The organism is uncultured Polaribacter sp. (assembly GCF_947500975.1).
In the GTDB taxonomy this organism is placed as follows: Bacteria; Bacteroidota; Bacteroidia; order Flavobacteriales; family Flavobacteriaceae; genus Polaribacter.
Genome location: NZ_CANMUE010000003.1, coordinates 234,197 through 250,811 on the forward strand (window position 1 = coordinate 234,197; position 16,615 = coordinate 250,811).

The window sequence follows — 16,615 nt, forward strand, 5'->3', positions numbered from 1 at the left end:
ATGGGAAATCAAAAACTATACAAAGGTTCTTTACAAACCATTATTTTAAAGTTATTAGAAAGTAATGATAAAATGTACGGGTATGAAATTACACAAAAAGTAAAAGAACTTACCAAAGGCGAATTAAAAATTACAGAAGGTGCTTTGTACCCAGCTTTACATAAATTAGAAGCAGATGGTTTATTAGATGTTGAGGTTGCAAAAGTTGGAAACCGTTTACGTAAATATTATAAGTTGACTGAAAATGGCACCAAAGAAACTGCGAATAAATTAGCAGAAATGCAAGAGTTTTTAAAAACGATGCAACATTTGGTGAACCCTAAATTTAGTTTGGAGTAAAGTTTTAGCTATGGAATTAACAAAAGAGCAATTAGCTAAATTAAATAGATATTTAAAGTCTTGCGGAATAAAGTATTATGATGTAAGATCAGAGATTGTAGATCATTTTGCGACTAAATTGGAAGAAAAATTAGATAAAAACCAAACTCTAAATTTTAAAAACGAAATAATTAAAATTCATAAAGAATTTGGAGGAAATGGTTTTAAAGATTTTTTAGAACAGAAAAAACTGTCTGTTAAAAAGAAATTTTATAAACTGACTTTTAAGCATTTAAGAACCTTTTTTAAGGTTCCTAAAATTATTATATCAATTGGTTTATTTTTTGGATTTGTTTATTTGATGAATTTATATGAGAACCCAAAAGAGTTTTTTTCTAATATAAATGTATTTTTTATTTTTCTTGTAGTACAGTTTGGAATAAGGACTAAGCTAAGTTTATCTGAAGATAAGTTTTTAATCTTAAATAGGTCAGAGTATATGTTTTGGTTTGTTTATTCTTTTTATTTTTTAATTCTAGATCCTATTAAATATTTTAGAAATAATGCCAGCTATGAAAATACGATCCATAATTATATTCAAATTATTGTAGTTGTTATTCTGATTTTAACTTATTGGTGTTTAGAACATGTTTATTATCAAAATAAGAAAGAAATAAAAAATCACTATCCAAATGTAATTGTATAAGCTATGGAATTAACAAAAGAACAAATACAATACATAGACAAACGTTTACAAACTGAAGGTGTAAAATTTTGGGACATCAGAATAGAAATGTTAGATCACGTTGTTTCTGATGTTGAAATAAAATTAGAGAAAGAAGAAGAATTTAAAAAACTGGTTCAAAAGTCTTTTGTTAGCTTAGGGTGGAAAGATAGTTTCAAAGATTTAACTAAAAGAAGACTTTTAGGGATTAATAAGATTGTTCGAAAACAATATTTTAACAAGGTAAAAGAGTTAATTACAAATCTAGATTCTATATTTATTATTTTACTTTTTGGTATTTTATATTATTCTACAATTTTTGTTTCTACAATAAACTTATTCAAAACCACAACTATAATTTTATTACTTGGTCCAGTTATTTATGGTGTTTTTTTAAATTTCAAAGAAGTTTTATCACAGAAAAAATCTGGTTACCTAACTTATAGCAGTTTTTATGTTTTCTTTTCTTTTTTATTGTTAAATGGTGTAATTCAATTTGTAAAACCTGAAGGAATTATATCCGTTTCTAAGGAAACTCAACTTTTGGTTTGGTATATAGTTACAGTTTTGAATTCAATCTTTACTTATGCTGGTGTTTTAGTGCACTTAAAAACTCTAAAAAAAATTAAAATTATAGAACTTAATCTTTTTAGCTAATGAAACTCACACAACTTCACATAGAAGAACTATATAAATTTACACGCAAACATTTTGTAGAGCATTATGATGTTCAAACAGAATTGGTAGATCATTTAGCAAATGATATAGAGCAAATTTCAAAAGAAACTCCTAATATTTCTTTTGAAGATGCAAGAGATAAATCGTTTAAAAAATTTGGAATTTTTGGTTTTATGGATGTCGTTGAAACCAAACAAAAACAATTAAGTAAAAGATATGCTAAAATTTTATGGAAATTTATGAAAGAGTGGTTTTCTATACCCAAAATAATAACAACATTATTCATTTTTAGTTTTTTTTACGCCTTACTAGATTTTAAAATAAATGAGAATATTTTTTTGATAATAATGTTAATTTTAGCAATTATTGATGTTGTTTTAGCTCAAAAACTTATTAAAAAATCCAATAAAAGATTTAAAGAAAAAGAAAGAAAATATATGTTAGAGGAGATGATATTTAAAACAGGTTCTGTTAATTCTATACTTATTTTTTCAAACTTTTTTCAATTATCAACTTTTTCAGATAGCTTTACTTCTGTTGTAGGAAAGTGCATTTTTGCTGGTCTTGTAACAATAGTCATAATTTACTCTTATATTTCTTTAATTGTGATCCCCAAAAAAGCAGAAGAATTGTTACAAGAAACCTACCCAGAATATAATATTGTATAAATTGTGTAACAAAATCAATTTTTAAGCAACTAATTACTAATCAAACTAATTTATCAACTTTATGATTTCACATTTTTTAAAACTAGAATGGAAACAATATTTTAGATCTGCAAATTGGCAAAAAAGCGTTTTTATAAACATTTTAATGGTGCTTTTAGCACTTTATTTTGCAGTAAGTTTTCTAATTTTAGGTATTGAAGGCTATTATATTATTAAAGAACAGTTTCCAGATAAAGATCCATTAGTTTTAGTTAATTCCTTTTTGTTATTTGCTATAATTGGCGATTTAATTTTTAGATATCTCATGCAAAAATTACCTGTTATGAATATCAAACCCATGTTAATTTTACCTATCAAAAAAAGCAAGATTGCACATTATATTTTGGCAAAATCGTCATTCTCGTTTTTTAACATGATGAGTTTGTTTTTTTACATTCCATTTTCAGTTGTTTTAATTAAGGAAGGTTATAATATTACTGGTGTTTTAGGTTGGTTGTTTTCTATGGTTTTACTCATACAATCTGCTAATTTTTTTAATTTTCTGATTAACAAAAACAATAAAATTTTTGCAGGTTTATTGGTTCTTTTAATTGGAGGCTATTTAGTGCAACATTATCAATGGTTTAATTTACCAGGTTTTGTGGGTAGCGGTTTTGATTACTTATACCAAAACCCTATTTATTCTTTAATTTTCTTAGCATTATTAGTTCTTTTATATAGTATTAATTACAAACAATTACGCAAAGAAATTTATTTAGATGCGTTAATTTCTGAAAAAACAAAAGAAGTTAATACGTCAGATTTATCTTTTACAGAAAGATTAGGAGATTTAGCACCATTTATAAAAAACGATTTACGTTTAATGTGGAGAAATAAGCGAACAAAATCTTCAATTTGGATGTTGGCAATGGGTTTAGGTTATGGTTTATTTTTCTATACACAACCTATGTATTTAAAAATGGAGTTTATGTATGTTTTGGTTGGAATTTTTTCCACAGGAACTTTCTTAATCAATTTTGGGCAATTCATTCCAGCTTGGGATAGCAGTTATTATAAAATGTTAATGACACAAAATTTTAAATACGAACGTTATTTAAAATCTAAATTTACAATTATGACCATTAGTGTTGTAATTCTTTTTGTTCTTGGAATTCCGTATGTTTATTTCGGATGGAAAATACTTTTAGTTCACTTTGCAGCCATGGTTTACAATATTGGTGTAAACTCTCATATAATTTTATATGGAGGTACTTTTAATAGAAAAAAGATAAATTTAGATGAAAAAGCAGCCTTTAATTTTCAAGGAACAGGTGCAGTACAGTGGTTAATAGGTTTTCCATTAATGCTCTTACCAATGGCAATTTTTGGGCTGATAAATTGGTTGGTAAGTTTCGAAATAGCCGTTGTTGTAATTGCAGCTTTAGGTTTTATTGGTATTGCGTTGCATAAAAAATTAATGACAGCAATAACCAATAAATACATCAAAAATAAATATATAATGATTCACGCATTTAATCAAGAAAACTAATACAAAACAAAATGATACAAACTACGCAACTTTCAAAAAAATACGGAAAAGCAGAAGTATTACACATAGATTCTTTAGAAATTCCTACAGGTCAAAGTTTTGGATTAGTAGGTAATAATGGAGCCGGAAAAACTACTTATTTTAATATTTTGTTAGATTTGGTAAGACCTTCTACTGGCTCAATAACAAATCATGATATTAAAGTAAACACTAGCGAAAATTGGAAAAACTTTACGGGTTCTTTTATTGATGAATCTTTTTTAATTGGCTACTTAACCGCAGAAGAGTATTTTGAATTTATTGGAGATTTAAGAGGAATGAATAAAGCCGATGTTACAAAATTTTTAAATCAGTTTGAAGAATTTTTTAACGGAGAATTGCTGGGTAAAAAGAAATTTTTAAGAGATTTAAGTAAGGGAAATCAGAAAAAAGCAGGAATTATTGCTGCAATGATGGGAAACCCAAAAGTGGTTATTTTAGATGAACCTTTTGCAAATTTAGATCCAACTACGCAAATTAGACTTAAGAAAATAATTAAAGAATTGGCTGATAATAAAGAAGTTACAGTAATGGTTTCTAGTCACGATTTAACACATGTTACAGAGGTTTGCGAGCGAATTGTAGTTTTAGATAAAGGAAATGTAGTAAAAGACATTAAAACATCATCAGAAACTTTAAAAGAATTAGAGAGCTATTTTGCAGTTTAAATAGGCAATCTTTAATTTATTACTATTTTTACACTCTTATTTATACTATTTCTCAAAGAAATTAGTTGTAAATAAGAGTTTTTAGTTTCATAAAACCAATATTTAGTTTAGATTTATCAGCGTGAAAAATACCTTTAAAATAATTATCATTTTTTTTCTTTTTGTAGCTATATATTCCTGTAGTACAAAAAAAGACACCGTTGTTAGTAGAAATTTTCACGCAATTAATACCAAATACAATGTTTTATTTAATGGTCAAGAAGCTTTTAATAAAGGAATTGATCAAATAAACAAAGAGTATAAAGATAATTGGTTTAAGGTTTTACCTATAGAGCCTATTGTTTTTGAAAAAGACAAAATTGTTGCTCCTGTTTTTAATAATGGACCTGGCGCAGGTTTTGGAAAAAGTAAAACCAAACAAAAAAAACAAACTACAACTTTTGAAAGAGCGGAAGAAAAAGCCGTAAAAGCCATTCAAAAACATGGAATGAATATCGATGGAATGGAGCGCAACAGAAAAATTGATGATGCATATTTACTGTTAGGTAAAGCTCGTTATTATACTCAAAGATTTATTCCTGCTATAGAAGCCTTAAATTATGTTATAGCAAATTACCCACAAGCAGATTTAATTGCTGAAACTAAAATTTGGAGAGCTAAAGCTAATCTTAGAAACGATAATGAAGAAACTGCTATTGAAGCAATGAAGCTTTTGTTAGTAGTTAGAGACACTTTAGAGGCAGACTTGCCAGATGTAATTAAAGAACAGGCACATACAGCTTTAGCAATGGCTTATGTTAATTCTGATAGTTTACAGCTAGCCAAAAAACACTTGCAATTATCAACAAAAACATTAAATAATAGAAATCAAGCGGCAAGAAACTTATTTGTTTTAGGACAAATGTATAGCGCTGAAAACAAAAAAGATTCCGCAGTTATTTATTTTGATAAAATTATTAATTTTAAAAAAGCACCTTATAAATATAAAATTCATGCAAATATAGAATTGGCAAAAAACTCAACTAAAGATTCTTTGTCATCAGTAATATTAGCACGATTGCAAAAATTAATAAAAGATAGAGATAATAGACCTTATTTAGATGAGTTGTATTATCAAACCGCAGTTTTACAAGAAAATAATAATAATGTAGAATTAGCCATTAAAAATTATAACAATTCATTAAGAGCTAAAAACGGAAGCAATATTCAAAAAACATATACCTATGAAAAGTTAGGTGATTATAATTTTAAAAATGCAGAATACCAATTAGCTAGTTCTTATTTTGATAGTGTTTTACAAATAACAACTGATACTTTAGATATTAGATTTAGACGAATTAGAAGAAAACACAAAAACTTAGCGTCTTTAATTAAGTTCGAAAATATAGTTACTAAAAATGATAGTATTTTAAGAATTGCAAGTTTATCAAAAGAAGAACAAAAACTGTTTTTTGAAAAACATATAGAAAAAATAAAAATAGCAGATGAAGAAGCAGCACAATTAAGATTAAATCAAATTGCTTTTGGTAGTGCTAGTGTATCTTTACAATCAGCAAGAAAAGGAAAGTGGTATTTTTATAATGCACAAGCTTTAAGTTTTGGGAAAACTGAATTTGAAAAATTTTGGGGAACTAGAAAATTGGCAGACAATTGGCGTTGGTCAGAAAACGCAACAATTAATACCAACAATAATATTGATTCTATACAAGTAAATAAGGTTAATTTAAAATACGATTTAGACTCTTATATTAGTTCAATACCTACAAAAAAAGAAACTTTAGATACTTTACTTATTGATAGAAATCAATCTTTATACGAATTAGGATTAATTTATAAAGAACAATTTAACAACAAAAATTTAGCAAAATTAAGGTTAGAAAGATTAGCTTCATTAAACCCTAAAAAAGAATTAATTTTACCTATAAATTGGCATTTATATCAAATTTATTCTGATTTAGGAGATACCGATAAAGCAACAATTTATAAAAACGTAATTATTAATCAGTACCCAGATACTCAATTTGCAAAGATTATTTTAAATCCTAATGAAAAAATTACTGAAGATGTAGCTGTTGATGAAGTAGAAAAAAATTATAGTACAATGTATTATTTGTATAAAGCAGGTAAATTTAAAGACGTTGTAATTATGATTGATGATTATTTAGCAACAATTTCAAATTCTAAATTAATTCCTAAATTCGAGTTGCTAAAAGCTTATGCAATCGGAAAACATAAAGACAAACAAGCTTATAAAATAGCTTTAGAATTTGTAGCAGTTAGTTATGGTAATACAGAAGAGGGTAAAAAAGCAAGAGAGATTATAGCTCAATTAGAAGAATAAATCAAAATTATAAACTTCCATTAAAAAAGATTAAAATTAAAGTATGGAACGAAATGTTATTTCAAAAAACACATCAATAGTTGGTGAAATTAAATCCGAAGGAGATTTTAGAATAGACGGAATCTTAGAAGGTAATTTAACCACAAAAGGAAGAGTTATTATAGGGGCAGAAGGTAAAGTTAAAGGAAATGTATTTGCGGGTAATGCTGATGTTGAAGGGGAAATTTCTGGGCAATTGAATGTAGAAAAAACATTAACAGTAAAAGCAGTTGCTTTAATTACTGGAGATGTAACTACTGGAAAACTATCTATAGAACCAGGAGCAACTTTTAATGCTACTTGTGTAATGAAAACACCAAAAATAGGAACAACTATTAATATTAATGACAAACCAAAAGCAAAAAAACTCTTTAAATAAGGCGCTTCAGCTTTCTGGTGCCGGTTTGCAAATAGGAATAACAATTTATTTAGGATTTTTATTGGGTAAATGGTTAGATACAACTTTTGAAACTTCTTTTTTAAAAGAAACAGTTACCTTGGTAGCAGTTTTTTTATCCATGTATTCTTTAATAAAACAAGCTAATAAATTAAATGATTAAAAGTATATTGCTATTTGCTTTCGTTTTTTTCTCTTTATTTTTTTTAAGCTTTTCTATACATCAAAATTACCTACAAAGTATAGAGGTGTTATTGCCTTTCTCATTAAAAAAAGTATACCTTTTTCACTTTGGTTATTCATTGCTAATTTGTATTAATTTTATATTGCTTTCAACTGTTGATAAAATTTTTGAACAATTGAGTTTTATATATCTTGTAACTATTTTTCTTAAAATAGTTCTTTTTTGTGTAATATTCTATAACCCAATATTTTCTGAAGAAAATATGTCTTTTACTTCAAGAATATCACTATTTATTCCAACTATTATTTTTTTATTAACAGAAGCTATTTCTGTGGCTAAAATTTTAAAGAAGAAACAATAATAAAAATATATTAAAAAAGAGTTTGTACTTTTGAAATATTGCGTATTTTTGCGCGGAATTTAGAAAGCATATTTTTACCATGAAGATTGCACAAAAATCGATCAAATTTCTTGCACTAGCATTGCTAGTTCTTATTTCAGCTACAAGTTTTGCTTCTAGTACTGATAAAAAACATGATACCCAAAACGATGGAGGGCGTGTAAATAGCAAAGAAGAAATAAGTGATTATATAAAACATCACTTAGCAGATTCTCATGATTTTACTCTTTTTTCATATTCTAATGATGCTGGAGAGAGAAAACATTTTGGCTTTTCTTTACCAGTAATTTTATGGTCTAGTAAAGGTTTGGTTGCTTTTATGTCATCAGAATTTCATCATAATGATGATGGGCACGTTCTTGTAGATAGAAAAGGTTTAAAGTTTGCTAAAATTCATTCTAAAATTTTCGAATTAGACGCTAATGCATCAACTGTTTCTTTTGATGAAACACATCATGCAACAAATGCACACAAAGTATTAGATTTTTCTATAACTAAAAGTGTAGTAGGTATTTTAATAGCTGGTTTTTTAATCTTTTTTGGTTTTACTAAATTGGCTAAGCAATATAAAACAAGAGATATTCCTAAAGGATTTGGTAGAGTTTTAGAACCTTTAGTTTTATATGTAAGAGACGAAATAGCTAAACCAAATATTGGAGAAAAAAAGTATAGAAAATTTATGCCTTACCTGTTAACGGTATTTTTCTTTATTTGGATATTAAATTTAATGGGCTTAACACCTTTAGGTTTTAATGTAACTGGGCAAATAGCAGTAACAGTATGTTTAGCATTAATTACTTTAGTAGTATATATTACTAATGGTAGTAAAGATTTTTGGGCTCACACATTATGGATGCCAGGTGTGCCAAAATTATTAAGACCAATATTAGCAGTATTAGAATTAGCAGGTTTTTTATTAATAAAACCATTTTCATTATTAGTGCGTTTATTTGCTAACATTACAGCAGGACACTCTGTTGTAATGGGTATTGCAGCATTAATGATTTTATTAAAATCACAATTTGGTACTGTTGGGGCAACAGGAATTTCATTCTTTTTAACCCTGTTTTTAACAGTAATAGAATTATTAGTAGCATTTTTACAAGCATTTATTTTTACAATGTTATCTGCATTGTTTATTGGAATGGCTGTAGAAGAACATGAACATCATTAATGATGTTTCTAGGTTTTTTTAAAAAATCTAGTTATAGAATTAATTAGTTTTGATGAAAATCGAAACTTATAAGTTGAATTAGAATTTGTTTAATTAATATATTTAAAAATCAATTAGTATGTACAATTTAATTGGAGCAGGATTAATCGTAATCGGAGGAGGAATCGGACTAGGTCAAATTGGTGGTAAAGCAATGGAAGGTATTGCTCGTCAACCAGAAGCTGCCGGTAAAATCCAAACAGCGATGATCATCATCGGAGCATTATTAGAAGGTTTAGCATTTGGTGCTTTACTTTTAGGTAAATAATCCGAAAAAAGAACAAAACATTTCTGTAACGGTTGGTTACAGAAATGTTTTTAAATTAAACAAAAACAAAAATAGAGTATGGATATTTTTAACGATTTTTCAATAGGTCTTTTTGCTTTACAATTGGTAATATTAATTGTATTATTAATTCTTTTAGCAAAATTTGCATGGAAACCAATTTTAAATTCTTTAGAAGAAAGAGAATCTGGAATTGAAAGTGCTTTATCAGAAGCAGAAAATGCTCGTAAAGAAATGCAAAATTTACAAGCAGATAATGCAAAACTTATAAAAGAAGCAAGAGAAGAGAGAGATGCCATGATGAAAGAAGCACGAGCAATTCAAGATAAAATGATTGCAGATGCTAAAGAAGATGCTAAAGAAGTTACTGCTAGTTTAATTGCAAAAGCACAAGCTTCTATTCAGCAAGAAAAGCAAGCAGCTTTAGCTGAAATTAAAAAGAATGTTGCAGAATTATCTATTGGTATAGCAGAATCTGTAATTAAAAAAGAATTATCTAATAAGAAAGATCAACTAGATTTAGTTGAAGGAATCTTAAAAGATGTTACTTTAAACTAAAAATATGAAAGACGCTAGAGCAGCATTACGTTACGCGAAAGCAATCTTAAATCTTGCAAAAGATACTAATGAAGAGGCTGCTGTAAATGATGATATGAAATTTATTGTTTCTGCAATTTCAGAAAACAATGAGTTAGAAGTGGTTTTAAAAAGCCCTGTTATTAAAACTTCTGATAAAATGAAGGTTTTAAAAGCAATGTTTACTGGTAAAGTTAACAATATTACTTTAGGTGTTTTTAATTTATTACAAGACAATAAAAGAATTGCAATGCTAGAGTCAATAGCAAGAAAATATGCTATTATTTACGACTTTTTAAAACACATGCAAGTTGCTAAAGTAACTACAGCAGTAGCTTTAACAAAAGAAGTAGAAGAAAAAGTAATGTCTAAAATTGTAGCTTTAACAGGCAAAAAGGCAAATTTAGAAAACGAAATTAATCCTGCTATTTTAGGCGGATTCATTTTACGTGTTGGAGATGTGCAGTATGATGCTAGTATCTCTAATCATTTAAACGAATTAAGGAAGGAATTTGACAACAGTCATTACATTCCAAAAATTTAATTATACATCAAATCATAAAAGATGGCAAGTATTAAACCAGCTGAAGTATCAGCAATTTTAAAAGAACAGTTAACTAATTTTGAAGCTCAGGCTTCATTAAGCGAAGTAGGAACTGTATTACAAGTAGGAGATGGTATTGCTCGTGTTTACGGGTTATCTAACGTACAATATGGTGAATTAGTTGAATTTGATAACGGATTAGAAGGTATCGTTTTAAACTTAGAAGAAGATAATGCAGGTGTTGTATTATTAGGAGCTTCAACTTCAATTAGAGAAGGTTCTACCGTAAAACGTACAGAACGTATTGCTTCTTTAAGAGCAGGTGAAGGAATTGTAGGAAGAGTTGTAGATACTTTAGGAAGTCCTATTGATGGTAAAGGTCCAATTGAAGGAACTACTTATGAAATGCCTTTAGAGCGTAGAGCACCAGGTGTTATTTATAGAGAGCCAGTTACCGAGCCATTACAAACAGGTATCAAATCTATTGATGCTATGATACCAGTAGGTAGAGGTCAACGTGAGTTAATTATTGGAGATAGACAAACAGGTAAATCTACAGTAGCTTTAGATACTATTTTAAATCAAAAAGAATTTTACGATGCTGGTAACCCAGTATATTGTATATATGTTGCTATCGGTCAAAAAGCTTCTACAGTTGCAGCAATTGCAAATATGTTAGAAGAAAAAGGCGCATTAGCATACACAACAATTGTTGCAGCAAATGCATCTGATCCTGCAGCAATGCAAGTTTATGCACCATTTGCAGGAGCAGCAATTGGAGAATATTTTAGAGATTCTGGAAGACCAGCTTTAATTGTTTTTGATGATTTATCTAAACAAGCAGTTGCATACCGTGAGATTTCTTTATTATTAAGAAGACCACCAGGACGTGAGGCATATCCAGGTGATGTATTTTACTTACACTCAAGATTATTAGAAAGAGCTGCAAAAGTGATTAATGATGATAAGATTGCAAGCGAAATGAACGATTTACCAGATTCTTTAAAAGGAATTGTAAAAGGTGGAGGTTCTTTAACTGCATTGCCAATTATTGAAACACAAGCAGGAGATGTATCAGCATATATACCAACAAACGTAATTTCTATTACAGATGGACAAATTTTCTTAGATGGAGATTTATTTAACTCAGGTGTAAGACCAGCAATTAACGTAGGTATCTCTGTATCTAGAGTTGGTGGTAATGCGCAAATCAAATCAATGAAAAAAGTATCTGGTACTTTAAAATTAGATCAAGCAGCATATCGTGAGTTAGAAGCATTTGCTAAGTTTGGTTCAGATTTAGATGCAGCTACTATGAGTGTAATTTCTAAAGGACAACGTAATGTTGAAATTTTAAAACAAGCACAAAACGATCCATATACAGTAGAAGATCAAATTGCAATTATTTATGCAGGTTCTAAAAACTTGTTAAAAGATGTACCTGTTGAGCAAGTTAAGAAATTCGAGAAAAATTATATCGATTATTTAAACGCAAAACACAGAGATACTTTAGATGTATTAAAGTCTGGTAAATTAACAGACGAAGTAATTACTACTTTAACAGCTGCAGCTAAAGAAATATCAGCACAATTTTAAATTAGCAATTAATGTTTAGCGGTACGTTAAACACTAATAACTAACAACTAGTTACCAAATTATGGCAAACTTAAAAGAAATACGTAATAGAATAACCTCAATTGGTTCTACAATGCAGATTACATCTGCCATGAAAATGGTATCTGCTGCAAAGTTGAAAAAAGCACAAGATGCTATTGTAGCAATGAGACCTTATTCATCTAAACTAACTGAATTGTTGCAAAATTTAAGTGCAACTTTAGATAGTGATGCTAGCGGAGAGTATTCTACTCAAAGAGAAGTTTCTAAAGTTTTAATAGTTGTTGTAACTTCTAATAGAGGTTTGTGTGGTGGTTTTAACTCATCAATAACTAAAGAAGTTACAAAAACAATTAATGCAAAATATGCTGATAAACAAGTAGATTTATTTGCTATTGGTAAAAAAGGAGCTTCTTTAGCTAAACAATATAAAGTTGTTGCTACAAGAAATGATATTTTTGACGATTTAACTTTTAACAATGTTGCTGCAATTGCAGAAAAATTAATGGAGTTATTTGTTGATGGTTCTTATGATAAAATAGAATTGGTGTACAATCAATTTAAAAATGCAGCTACACAATTACCTCAAGTTGAACAATTTTTACCAATAAAACCAATTGAAGGCGGAGATGCAAATGCAGTAAACTCTGATTATATTTTTGAGCCATCTAAAGAAGAAATAGTTGAAGCTTTAATACCAAAATCTTTAAAAACACAATTATATAAAGCAATTAGAGATAGTTTTGCTTCTGAGCATGGTGCACGTATGACAGCAATGCATAAAGCAACAGACAATGCAAAAGATTTACGAGACGATTTATTGTTAACGTATAATAAAGCACGTCAAGCAGCAATTACAAATGAAATTTTAGAAATTGTTGGTGGAGCAGAAGCCTTAAATAATTAAAAATATTGCTATTTTTTTAGAAATAGTAATCTATATAACAAAGAAAAGAGCTTATCAATTTTGATAAGCTCTTTTTTTATATCTTCAAAAAGTAATATTAACCTCAGATATATTTTAATTAACCTTATTTATTTTTATTAAACAGGAGTTTTTTTTAAATTGAATAAAATTATTAATTTCTAATAGCAATATATTGAAAAACAGAACTACGTTAAGTAATGTATTAATTGCACTATTTATTTTAAGTATTCCTATATTTACTTCTCCAGATTTTAATAAAGGTTTAGAGCTTTTTACGGTCAAACCTTTTTTAAGAAATTTTACTAGTTACCTTTTATTAACTTTTTTCTTTTTCATTCATTTTTATATATTAATTCCAGTTTTTTATGATAAGAAAGAATGGTTGCTTTATGTAATTTCTATAGGTACAAGCTTATTATTAGTAATTTGCTTGCCGTTATTTTTGTTTTCTTTTGATGATGTATTAACACCACCAGATTTTTTAGAATATCCAAGAAATAAAGAGCCTAATAGCAGAACTATTTTAAATTTTTTAAACTTTAGTAATGGTCTCGTTTTTCAGTTTTTATTAATTTGGTTAGGTTCTTTATTTGTAAAGTTAGAAAGTAGAGTAAAAGAAATTCAACAAGAAAAATTAAAAGCAGAAGTTTCGTATCTAAAAGCAAAAATAAATCCACACTTTTTATTTAACACTCTTAATAACATTTATGCATTAACATTAACAAAATCTAATAAAGCATCTGATGCAGTATTAAAATTGTCTGATATGATGCGCTATATTGTTTCTGAAAGTGATACAGAAAAAGTATCGTTAGAAAAAGAGTTGAATTATATAAAAGATTTTATCGAATTGCAAAAATTACGAATTGGCAAACAAATAGATTTAAAAACGAATATCAAAGGAAATACAGCAGGAAAATATATTTCACCAATAATATTAATTAATTTTATTGAAAATGCTTTTAAATACGGCGTTAGTCAAGAAAAAGTATCTTCAATTGTAATTGATATAACGATTAAAAACTTTATGTTAACATTATTTGTTAAAAATGATATTGTTTTTAATAAAGAAACACTTAAATTTATCACAGAAGAAGGTGTAAAAAACACAAAAAAGAGACTTCAAATTTCATATAAAAATAAGCATCTTTTAAAAATTAATGAAACAAAAGACACCTTTGAAGTTAAATTAGATATAGATCTTTCATGATAAAAGCTATTGCAATAGATGATGAACCTTTGGCGTTAGAAATTATTAAAACGCACTGTTCAGCAATAGATTTTATAAACTTAACCAATACATTTACATCGCATACAAAAGCAATAAAATATCTAAACAAAAATAATGTTGATTTAATTTTTTTGGATATTCAAATATCCGAAGTTAATGGAATTGATATCTATAAATCATTAAAAAAAGAAATCAAAGTTATTTTTACAACGGCATATAGCCATTATGCAGTAGAAGGATTTAATGTTAATGCATCAGATTATTTATTAAAACCTTTTTCTTTAGAACGTTTTTTAGTTTCAGTAAATAAAGTAAAAAAAGAAATAGAAACAAATTTTTTAAAAGAAGAGAAAACACATTTAGCTATAAAAGCAGATTATAAATTACATAATATTCTTTTTAAAGAAATACTTTTTATTGAAGCTCTAGACGATTATATAGGTATTAATTTATCCAATGGTACAAAAATTGTTGCACGTTATACTATGAAAAATATTTTAACAAAACTTCCACCAACAGAATTTAAAAGAACGCATCGATCTTTTATTGTTCAGTTAAAAAAGATAAAAAGTATTTTTAAAGATACACTTAAAATAGAAGATTTTGTTATTCCAATTAGTGCTACATATAAACAAGAAATAGTTAAAAACCTTAACATTTAAATTCATTCACCTTATTAAACGTCACTTTGACCTCTATTATTTTTAAATAATTGGAGTTAAGTATAGATTTACATTAACAAATAGTTTAATTTAAAATTTATATATAATGAAAAAGATGTTTAAAAGCATACAATTATTAACCATATTTTTTATGGTTTCATTATTATTATCGTGTGGGAGTGATGATGCAGTAGAAGATGATTCTTGTACTGAATCTACATGGTATGAAGATGCCGATGGAGATGGATTAGGAAATGCAAGCGTTACTCTTTCAGCTTGTGAACAACCAGATGGTTATGTATCTAACAGTAGCGATACAGACGATACAGATGATGGTAGCGGAAGTTCTGCAGCATGTGAAACAACCGGTGAAGTAGATCAATCAACAAATACAGAAATTGAAGCAATGCGTACAGCAATGGTTGCTTTTAGATCTTCTTTATCATCAACTTTATTAGAAGAAGGTTCTGTTTGTTTAGATGACGAGCGTTTTTATTTATGGCATAATACACCAGCAAATAATGGTAACAGAGATGGAATTACTTATGATGATTTAAGTGATACGCAATTAGAAGCATTTAAAGATATTTTACAATTATTTTTAAGTGCAGACGGTTACCAAAAAGTATATGAAATTACAGAATTATCTGAAGGATGGTTAAGTGAAATTATGAGTACTGTATGGGATCCAGGTTTCTATTCTATTGATATGTTTGGAGATCCTGAAACTAGTGGTTCTTGGGGTTTTCAATTGGATGGGCACCACTGTGTTGTAAATTTCTTAGTGCATGGAGATAATATTTCTATAGTACCAGCATTTTTAGGAGGAGAACCTGCGGCTGACACTTATAACGGTATCGATTTTGATATTTTTAAAGATGAAAGAGATTTAGCATTAACACTTTATAATAGTTTAAGTACTACAGAAATTGCTGCAGCTGTAACAGAATCTACAACTCACTCTTTAGAAGTTGGTCCTGCAGATATGAATGGAGATGAAGATCCATATAAAGGAGATTACGATTATTCTGGTTTTGAAACTGGTTTAAAATATTCTGATATGTCTACAACAGCACAAGCAAACTTAATTACAGTTATGAAAGAATACGTTTATAACTTAACAGGTACATTTGCTGATGTTTGGTGGGCAGATATTTCTGCAAATATTGATGATACTTACTTTGTTTGGATAAATGACTCAGGAAGTACACCTACAGCAACATCAGAGTTTTATTATAGAATTTACAACCCGTATTTATGGGCAGAGTTTAATACTGAAGGTTCTACTGGTGCTAATGCTAGTACAATTGCAGACTATAATCATGTTCATTCAATAACACGTATTCCAAATAATCCAGCAACAGATAATGGTGGCGATTATGGTATTTTTGCTCTTATGATTAATCAAGATGGTCCTAAAACATTATTAGAACATTATGCATTAGCAGATCATCATGCTTTAAGTACAAAGAAGTTTGATTATAAAGTAAAAATGAATGTAGAGAAAGCCTCTCATAGTCATGAAGATACTCATACACATAAAAATGGGCATAGTCATACACACAAAAGTTAATTTG

At 27.9% G+C, this 16,615-nt stretch carries 19 protein-coding genes; all 19 read left to right on the forward strand.

The window, feature by feature from the left end:
• The 19 genes from Q0733_RS04820 (at window position 1) to Q0733_RS04910 (ending at window position 16,611) form a co-directional block, all read left to right on the forward strand.
• The gene (locus tag Q0733_RS04820; RefSeq protein ID WP_298779611.1) at window positions 1-339 is read left to right on the forward strand and encodes a PadR family transcriptional regulator; all 339 of its coding nucleotides are present in this window, start codon (window positions 1-3) and stop codon (window positions 337-339) included.
• Window positions 340-349: 10 nt separating this feature from the next.
• A complete protein-coding gene (locus Q0733_RS04825) occupies window positions 350-1,024 on the forward strand; it encodes a hypothetical protein (protein WP_298779613.1) in 675 nt (224 codons plus the stop codon).
• A 3-nt stretch (window positions 1,025-1,027) separates the two neighbouring features.
• Window positions 1,028-1,699, forward strand: a complete 672-nt coding sequence (locus Q0733_RS04830) for a hypothetical protein (RefSeq protein WP_298779616.1) — start codon at window positions 1,028-1,030, stop codon at window positions 1,697-1,699.
• Window positions 1,699-2,388 carry a hypothetical protein gene (locus tag Q0733_RS04835; protein ID WP_298779619.1) on the forward strand — a complete coding sequence of 230 codons (690 nt, stop codon included), beginning with the start codon at window positions 1,699-1,701 and terminating at the stop codon, window positions 2,386-2,388. Before Q0733_RS04830 ends, Q0733_RS04835 begins: the two co-directional genes overlap by 1 nt.
• 61 nt (window positions 2,389-2,449) lie before the next feature.
• On the forward strand, window positions 2,450-3,916 hold the full coding sequence (locus Q0733_RS04840) for a DUF5687 family protein (protein WP_298779622.1): 1,467 nt from the start codon (window positions 2,450-2,452) through the stop codon (window positions 3,914-3,916).
• 11 nt (window positions 3,917-3,927) lie between these two features.
• Complete coding sequence (locus Q0733_RS04845; RefSeq protein ID WP_298779625.1) at window positions 3,928-4,623, forward strand: ABC transporter ATP-binding protein; 696 nt, start codon at window positions 3,928-3,930, stop codon at window positions 4,621-4,623.
• A 121-nt stretch (window positions 4,624-4,744) separates the two neighbouring features.
• On the forward strand, window positions 4,745-6,964 hold the full coding sequence (locus Q0733_RS04850) for a tetratricopeptide repeat protein (RefSeq protein ID WP_298779627.1): 2,220 nt from the start codon (window positions 4,745-4,747) through the stop codon (window positions 6,962-6,964).
• A gap of 43 nt (window positions 6,965-7,007) precedes the next feature.
• Window positions 7,008-7,382: a polymer-forming cytoskeletal protein gene (locus Q0733_RS04855; RefSeq protein WP_298779630.1), complete on the forward strand. Its 375-nt coding sequence runs from the start codon at window positions 7,008-7,010 to the stop codon at window positions 7,380-7,382.
• Window positions 7,348-7,563, forward strand: a complete 216-nt coding sequence (locus Q0733_RS04860; protein WP_298779632.1) for an AtpZ/AtpI family protein — start codon at window positions 7,348-7,350, stop codon at window positions 7,561-7,563. Before Q0733_RS04855 ends, Q0733_RS04860 begins: the two co-directional genes overlap by 35 nt.
• Entirely contained in the window at window positions 7,556-7,945 is a 390-nt protein-coding gene (locus Q0733_RS04865) for a DUF6168 family protein (protein WP_298779636.1), read from the forward strand. The genes Q0733_RS04860 and Q0733_RS04865 overlap by 8 nt, the downstream gene beginning before the upstream one ends.
• Window positions 7,946-8,024: 79 nt before the next feature.
• On the forward strand, window positions 8,025-9,158 hold the full coding sequence (atpB, locus tag Q0733_RS04870; protein WP_298779639.1) for a F0F1 ATP synthase subunit A: 1,134 nt from the start codon (window positions 8,025-8,027) through the stop codon (window positions 9,156-9,158).
• 118 nt (window positions 9,159-9,276) lie between these two features.
• Window positions 9,277-9,465, forward strand: coding sequence for an ATP synthase F0 subunit C (gene atpE / locus Q0733_RS04875; RefSeq protein ID WP_053973883.1), 189 nt, complete (start codon window positions 9,277-9,279; stop codon window positions 9,463-9,465).
• Window positions 9,466-9,543: 78 nt separating this feature from the next.
• The gene (locus Q0733_RS04880; RefSeq protein WP_298779643.1) at window positions 9,544-10,041 is read left to right on the forward strand and encodes a F0F1 ATP synthase subunit B; all 498 of its coding nucleotides are present in this window, start codon (window positions 9,544-9,546) and stop codon (window positions 10,039-10,041) included.
• A 4-nt stretch (window positions 10,042-10,045) separates the two neighbouring features.
• Entirely contained in the window at window positions 10,046-10,603 is a 558-nt protein-coding gene (gene atpH, locus Q0733_RS04885; protein ID WP_298779645.1) for an ATP synthase F1 subunit delta, read from the forward strand.
• 21 nt (window positions 10,604-10,624) lie between these two features.
• Complete coding sequence (gene atpA, locus Q0733_RS04890; protein ID WP_298779648.1) at window positions 10,625-12,199, forward strand: F0F1 ATP synthase subunit alpha; 1,575 nt, start codon at window positions 10,625-10,627, stop codon at window positions 12,197-12,199.
• 61 nt (window positions 12,200-12,260) lie between these two features.
• Window positions 12,261-13,124 (forward strand): ATP synthase F1 subunit gamma, encoded by an 864-nt coding sequence (gene atpG / locus Q0733_RS04895; RefSeq protein ID WP_298779650.1) that lies wholly within the window; start codon window positions 12,261-12,263, stop codon window positions 13,122-13,124.
• 193 nt (window positions 13,125-13,317) lie between these two features.
• A complete protein-coding gene (locus Q0733_RS04900; protein WP_298779652.1) occupies window positions 13,318-14,355 on the forward strand; it encodes a sensor histidine kinase in 1,038 nt (345 codons plus the stop codon).
• A complete protein-coding gene (locus tag Q0733_RS04905; protein ID WP_298779655.1) occupies window positions 14,352-15,038 on the forward strand; it encodes a LytTR family DNA-binding domain-containing protein in 687 nt (228 codons plus the stop codon). The genes Q0733_RS04900 and Q0733_RS04905 overlap by 4 nt, the downstream gene beginning before the upstream one ends.
• Window positions 15,039-15,144: 106 nt before the next feature.
• Window positions 15,145-16,611: a DUF3500 domain-containing protein gene (locus Q0733_RS04910; RefSeq protein WP_298779658.1), complete on the forward strand. Its 1,467-nt coding sequence runs from the start codon at window positions 15,145-15,147 to the stop codon at window positions 16,609-16,611.
• The last annotated feature ends 4 nt before the right edge of the window (window positions 16,612-16,615 follow it).

What these genes read in the sequence shown, in the direction of transcription:
- Q0733_RS04820 (WP_298779611.1), top strand. Translation starts at nt 1, where the DNA reads ATGGGAAATCAAAAACTATACAAAGGTTCTTTACAAACCATTATTTTA.
- Q0733_RS04825 (WP_298779613.1), top strand. Translation starts at nt 350, where the DNA reads ATGGAATTAACAAAAGAGCAATTAGCTAAATTAAATAGATATTTAAAG.
- Q0733_RS04830 (WP_298779616.1), top strand. Translation starts at nt 1,028, where the DNA reads ATGGAATTAACAAAAGAACAAATACAATACATAGACAAACGTTTACAA.
- Q0733_RS04835 (WP_298779619.1), top strand. Translation starts at nt 1,699, where the DNA reads ATGAAACTCACACAACTTCACATAGAAGAACTATATAAATTTACACGC.
- Q0733_RS04840 (WP_298779622.1), top strand. Translation starts at nt 2,450, where the DNA reads ATGATTTCACATTTTTTAAAACTAGAATGGAAACAATATTTTAGATCT.
- Q0733_RS04845 (WP_298779625.1), top strand. Translation starts at nt 3,928, where the DNA reads ATGATACAAACTACGCAACTTTCAAAAAAATACGGAAAAGCAGAAGTA.
- Q0733_RS04855 (WP_298779630.1), top strand. Translation starts at nt 7,008, where the DNA reads ATGGAACGAAATGTTATTTCAAAAAACACATCAATAGTTGGTGAAATT.
- Q0733_RS04860 (WP_298779632.1), top strand. Translation starts at nt 7,348, where the DNA reads ATGACAAACCAAAAGCAAAAAAACTCTTTAAATAAGGCGCTTCAGCTT.
- Q0733_RS04865 (WP_298779636.1), top strand. Translation starts at nt 7,556, where the DNA reads ATGATTAAAAGTATATTGCTATTTGCTTTCGTTTTTTTCTCTTTATTT.
- atpB (WP_298779639.1), top strand. Translation starts at nt 8,025, where the DNA reads ATGAAGATTGCACAAAAATCGATCAAATTTCTTGCACTAGCATTGCTA.
- atpE (WP_053973883.1), top strand. Translation starts at nt 9,277, where the DNA reads ATGTACAATTTAATTGGAGCAGGATTAATCGTAATCGGAGGAGGAATC.
- Q0733_RS04880 (WP_298779643.1), top strand. Translation starts at nt 9,544, where the DNA reads ATGGATATTTTTAACGATTTTTCAATAGGTCTTTTTGCTTTACAATTG.
- atpH (WP_298779645.1), top strand. Translation starts at nt 10,046, where the DNA reads ATGAAAGACGCTAGAGCAGCATTACGTTACGCGAAAGCAATCTTAAAT.
- atpA (WP_298779648.1), top strand. Translation starts at nt 10,625, where the DNA reads ATGGCAAGTATTAAACCAGCTGAAGTATCAGCAATTTTAAAAGAACAG.
- atpG (WP_298779650.1), top strand. Translation starts at nt 12,261, where the DNA reads ATGGCAAACTTAAAAGAAATACGTAATAGAATAACCTCAATTGGTTCT.
- Q0733_RS04905 (WP_298779655.1), top strand. Translation starts at nt 14,352, where the DNA reads ATGATAAAAGCTATTGCAATAGATGATGAACCTTTGGCGTTAGAAATT.
- Q0733_RS04910 (WP_298779658.1), top strand. Translation starts at nt 15,145, where the DNA reads ATGAAAAAGATGTTTAAAAGCATACAATTATTAACCATATTTTTTATG.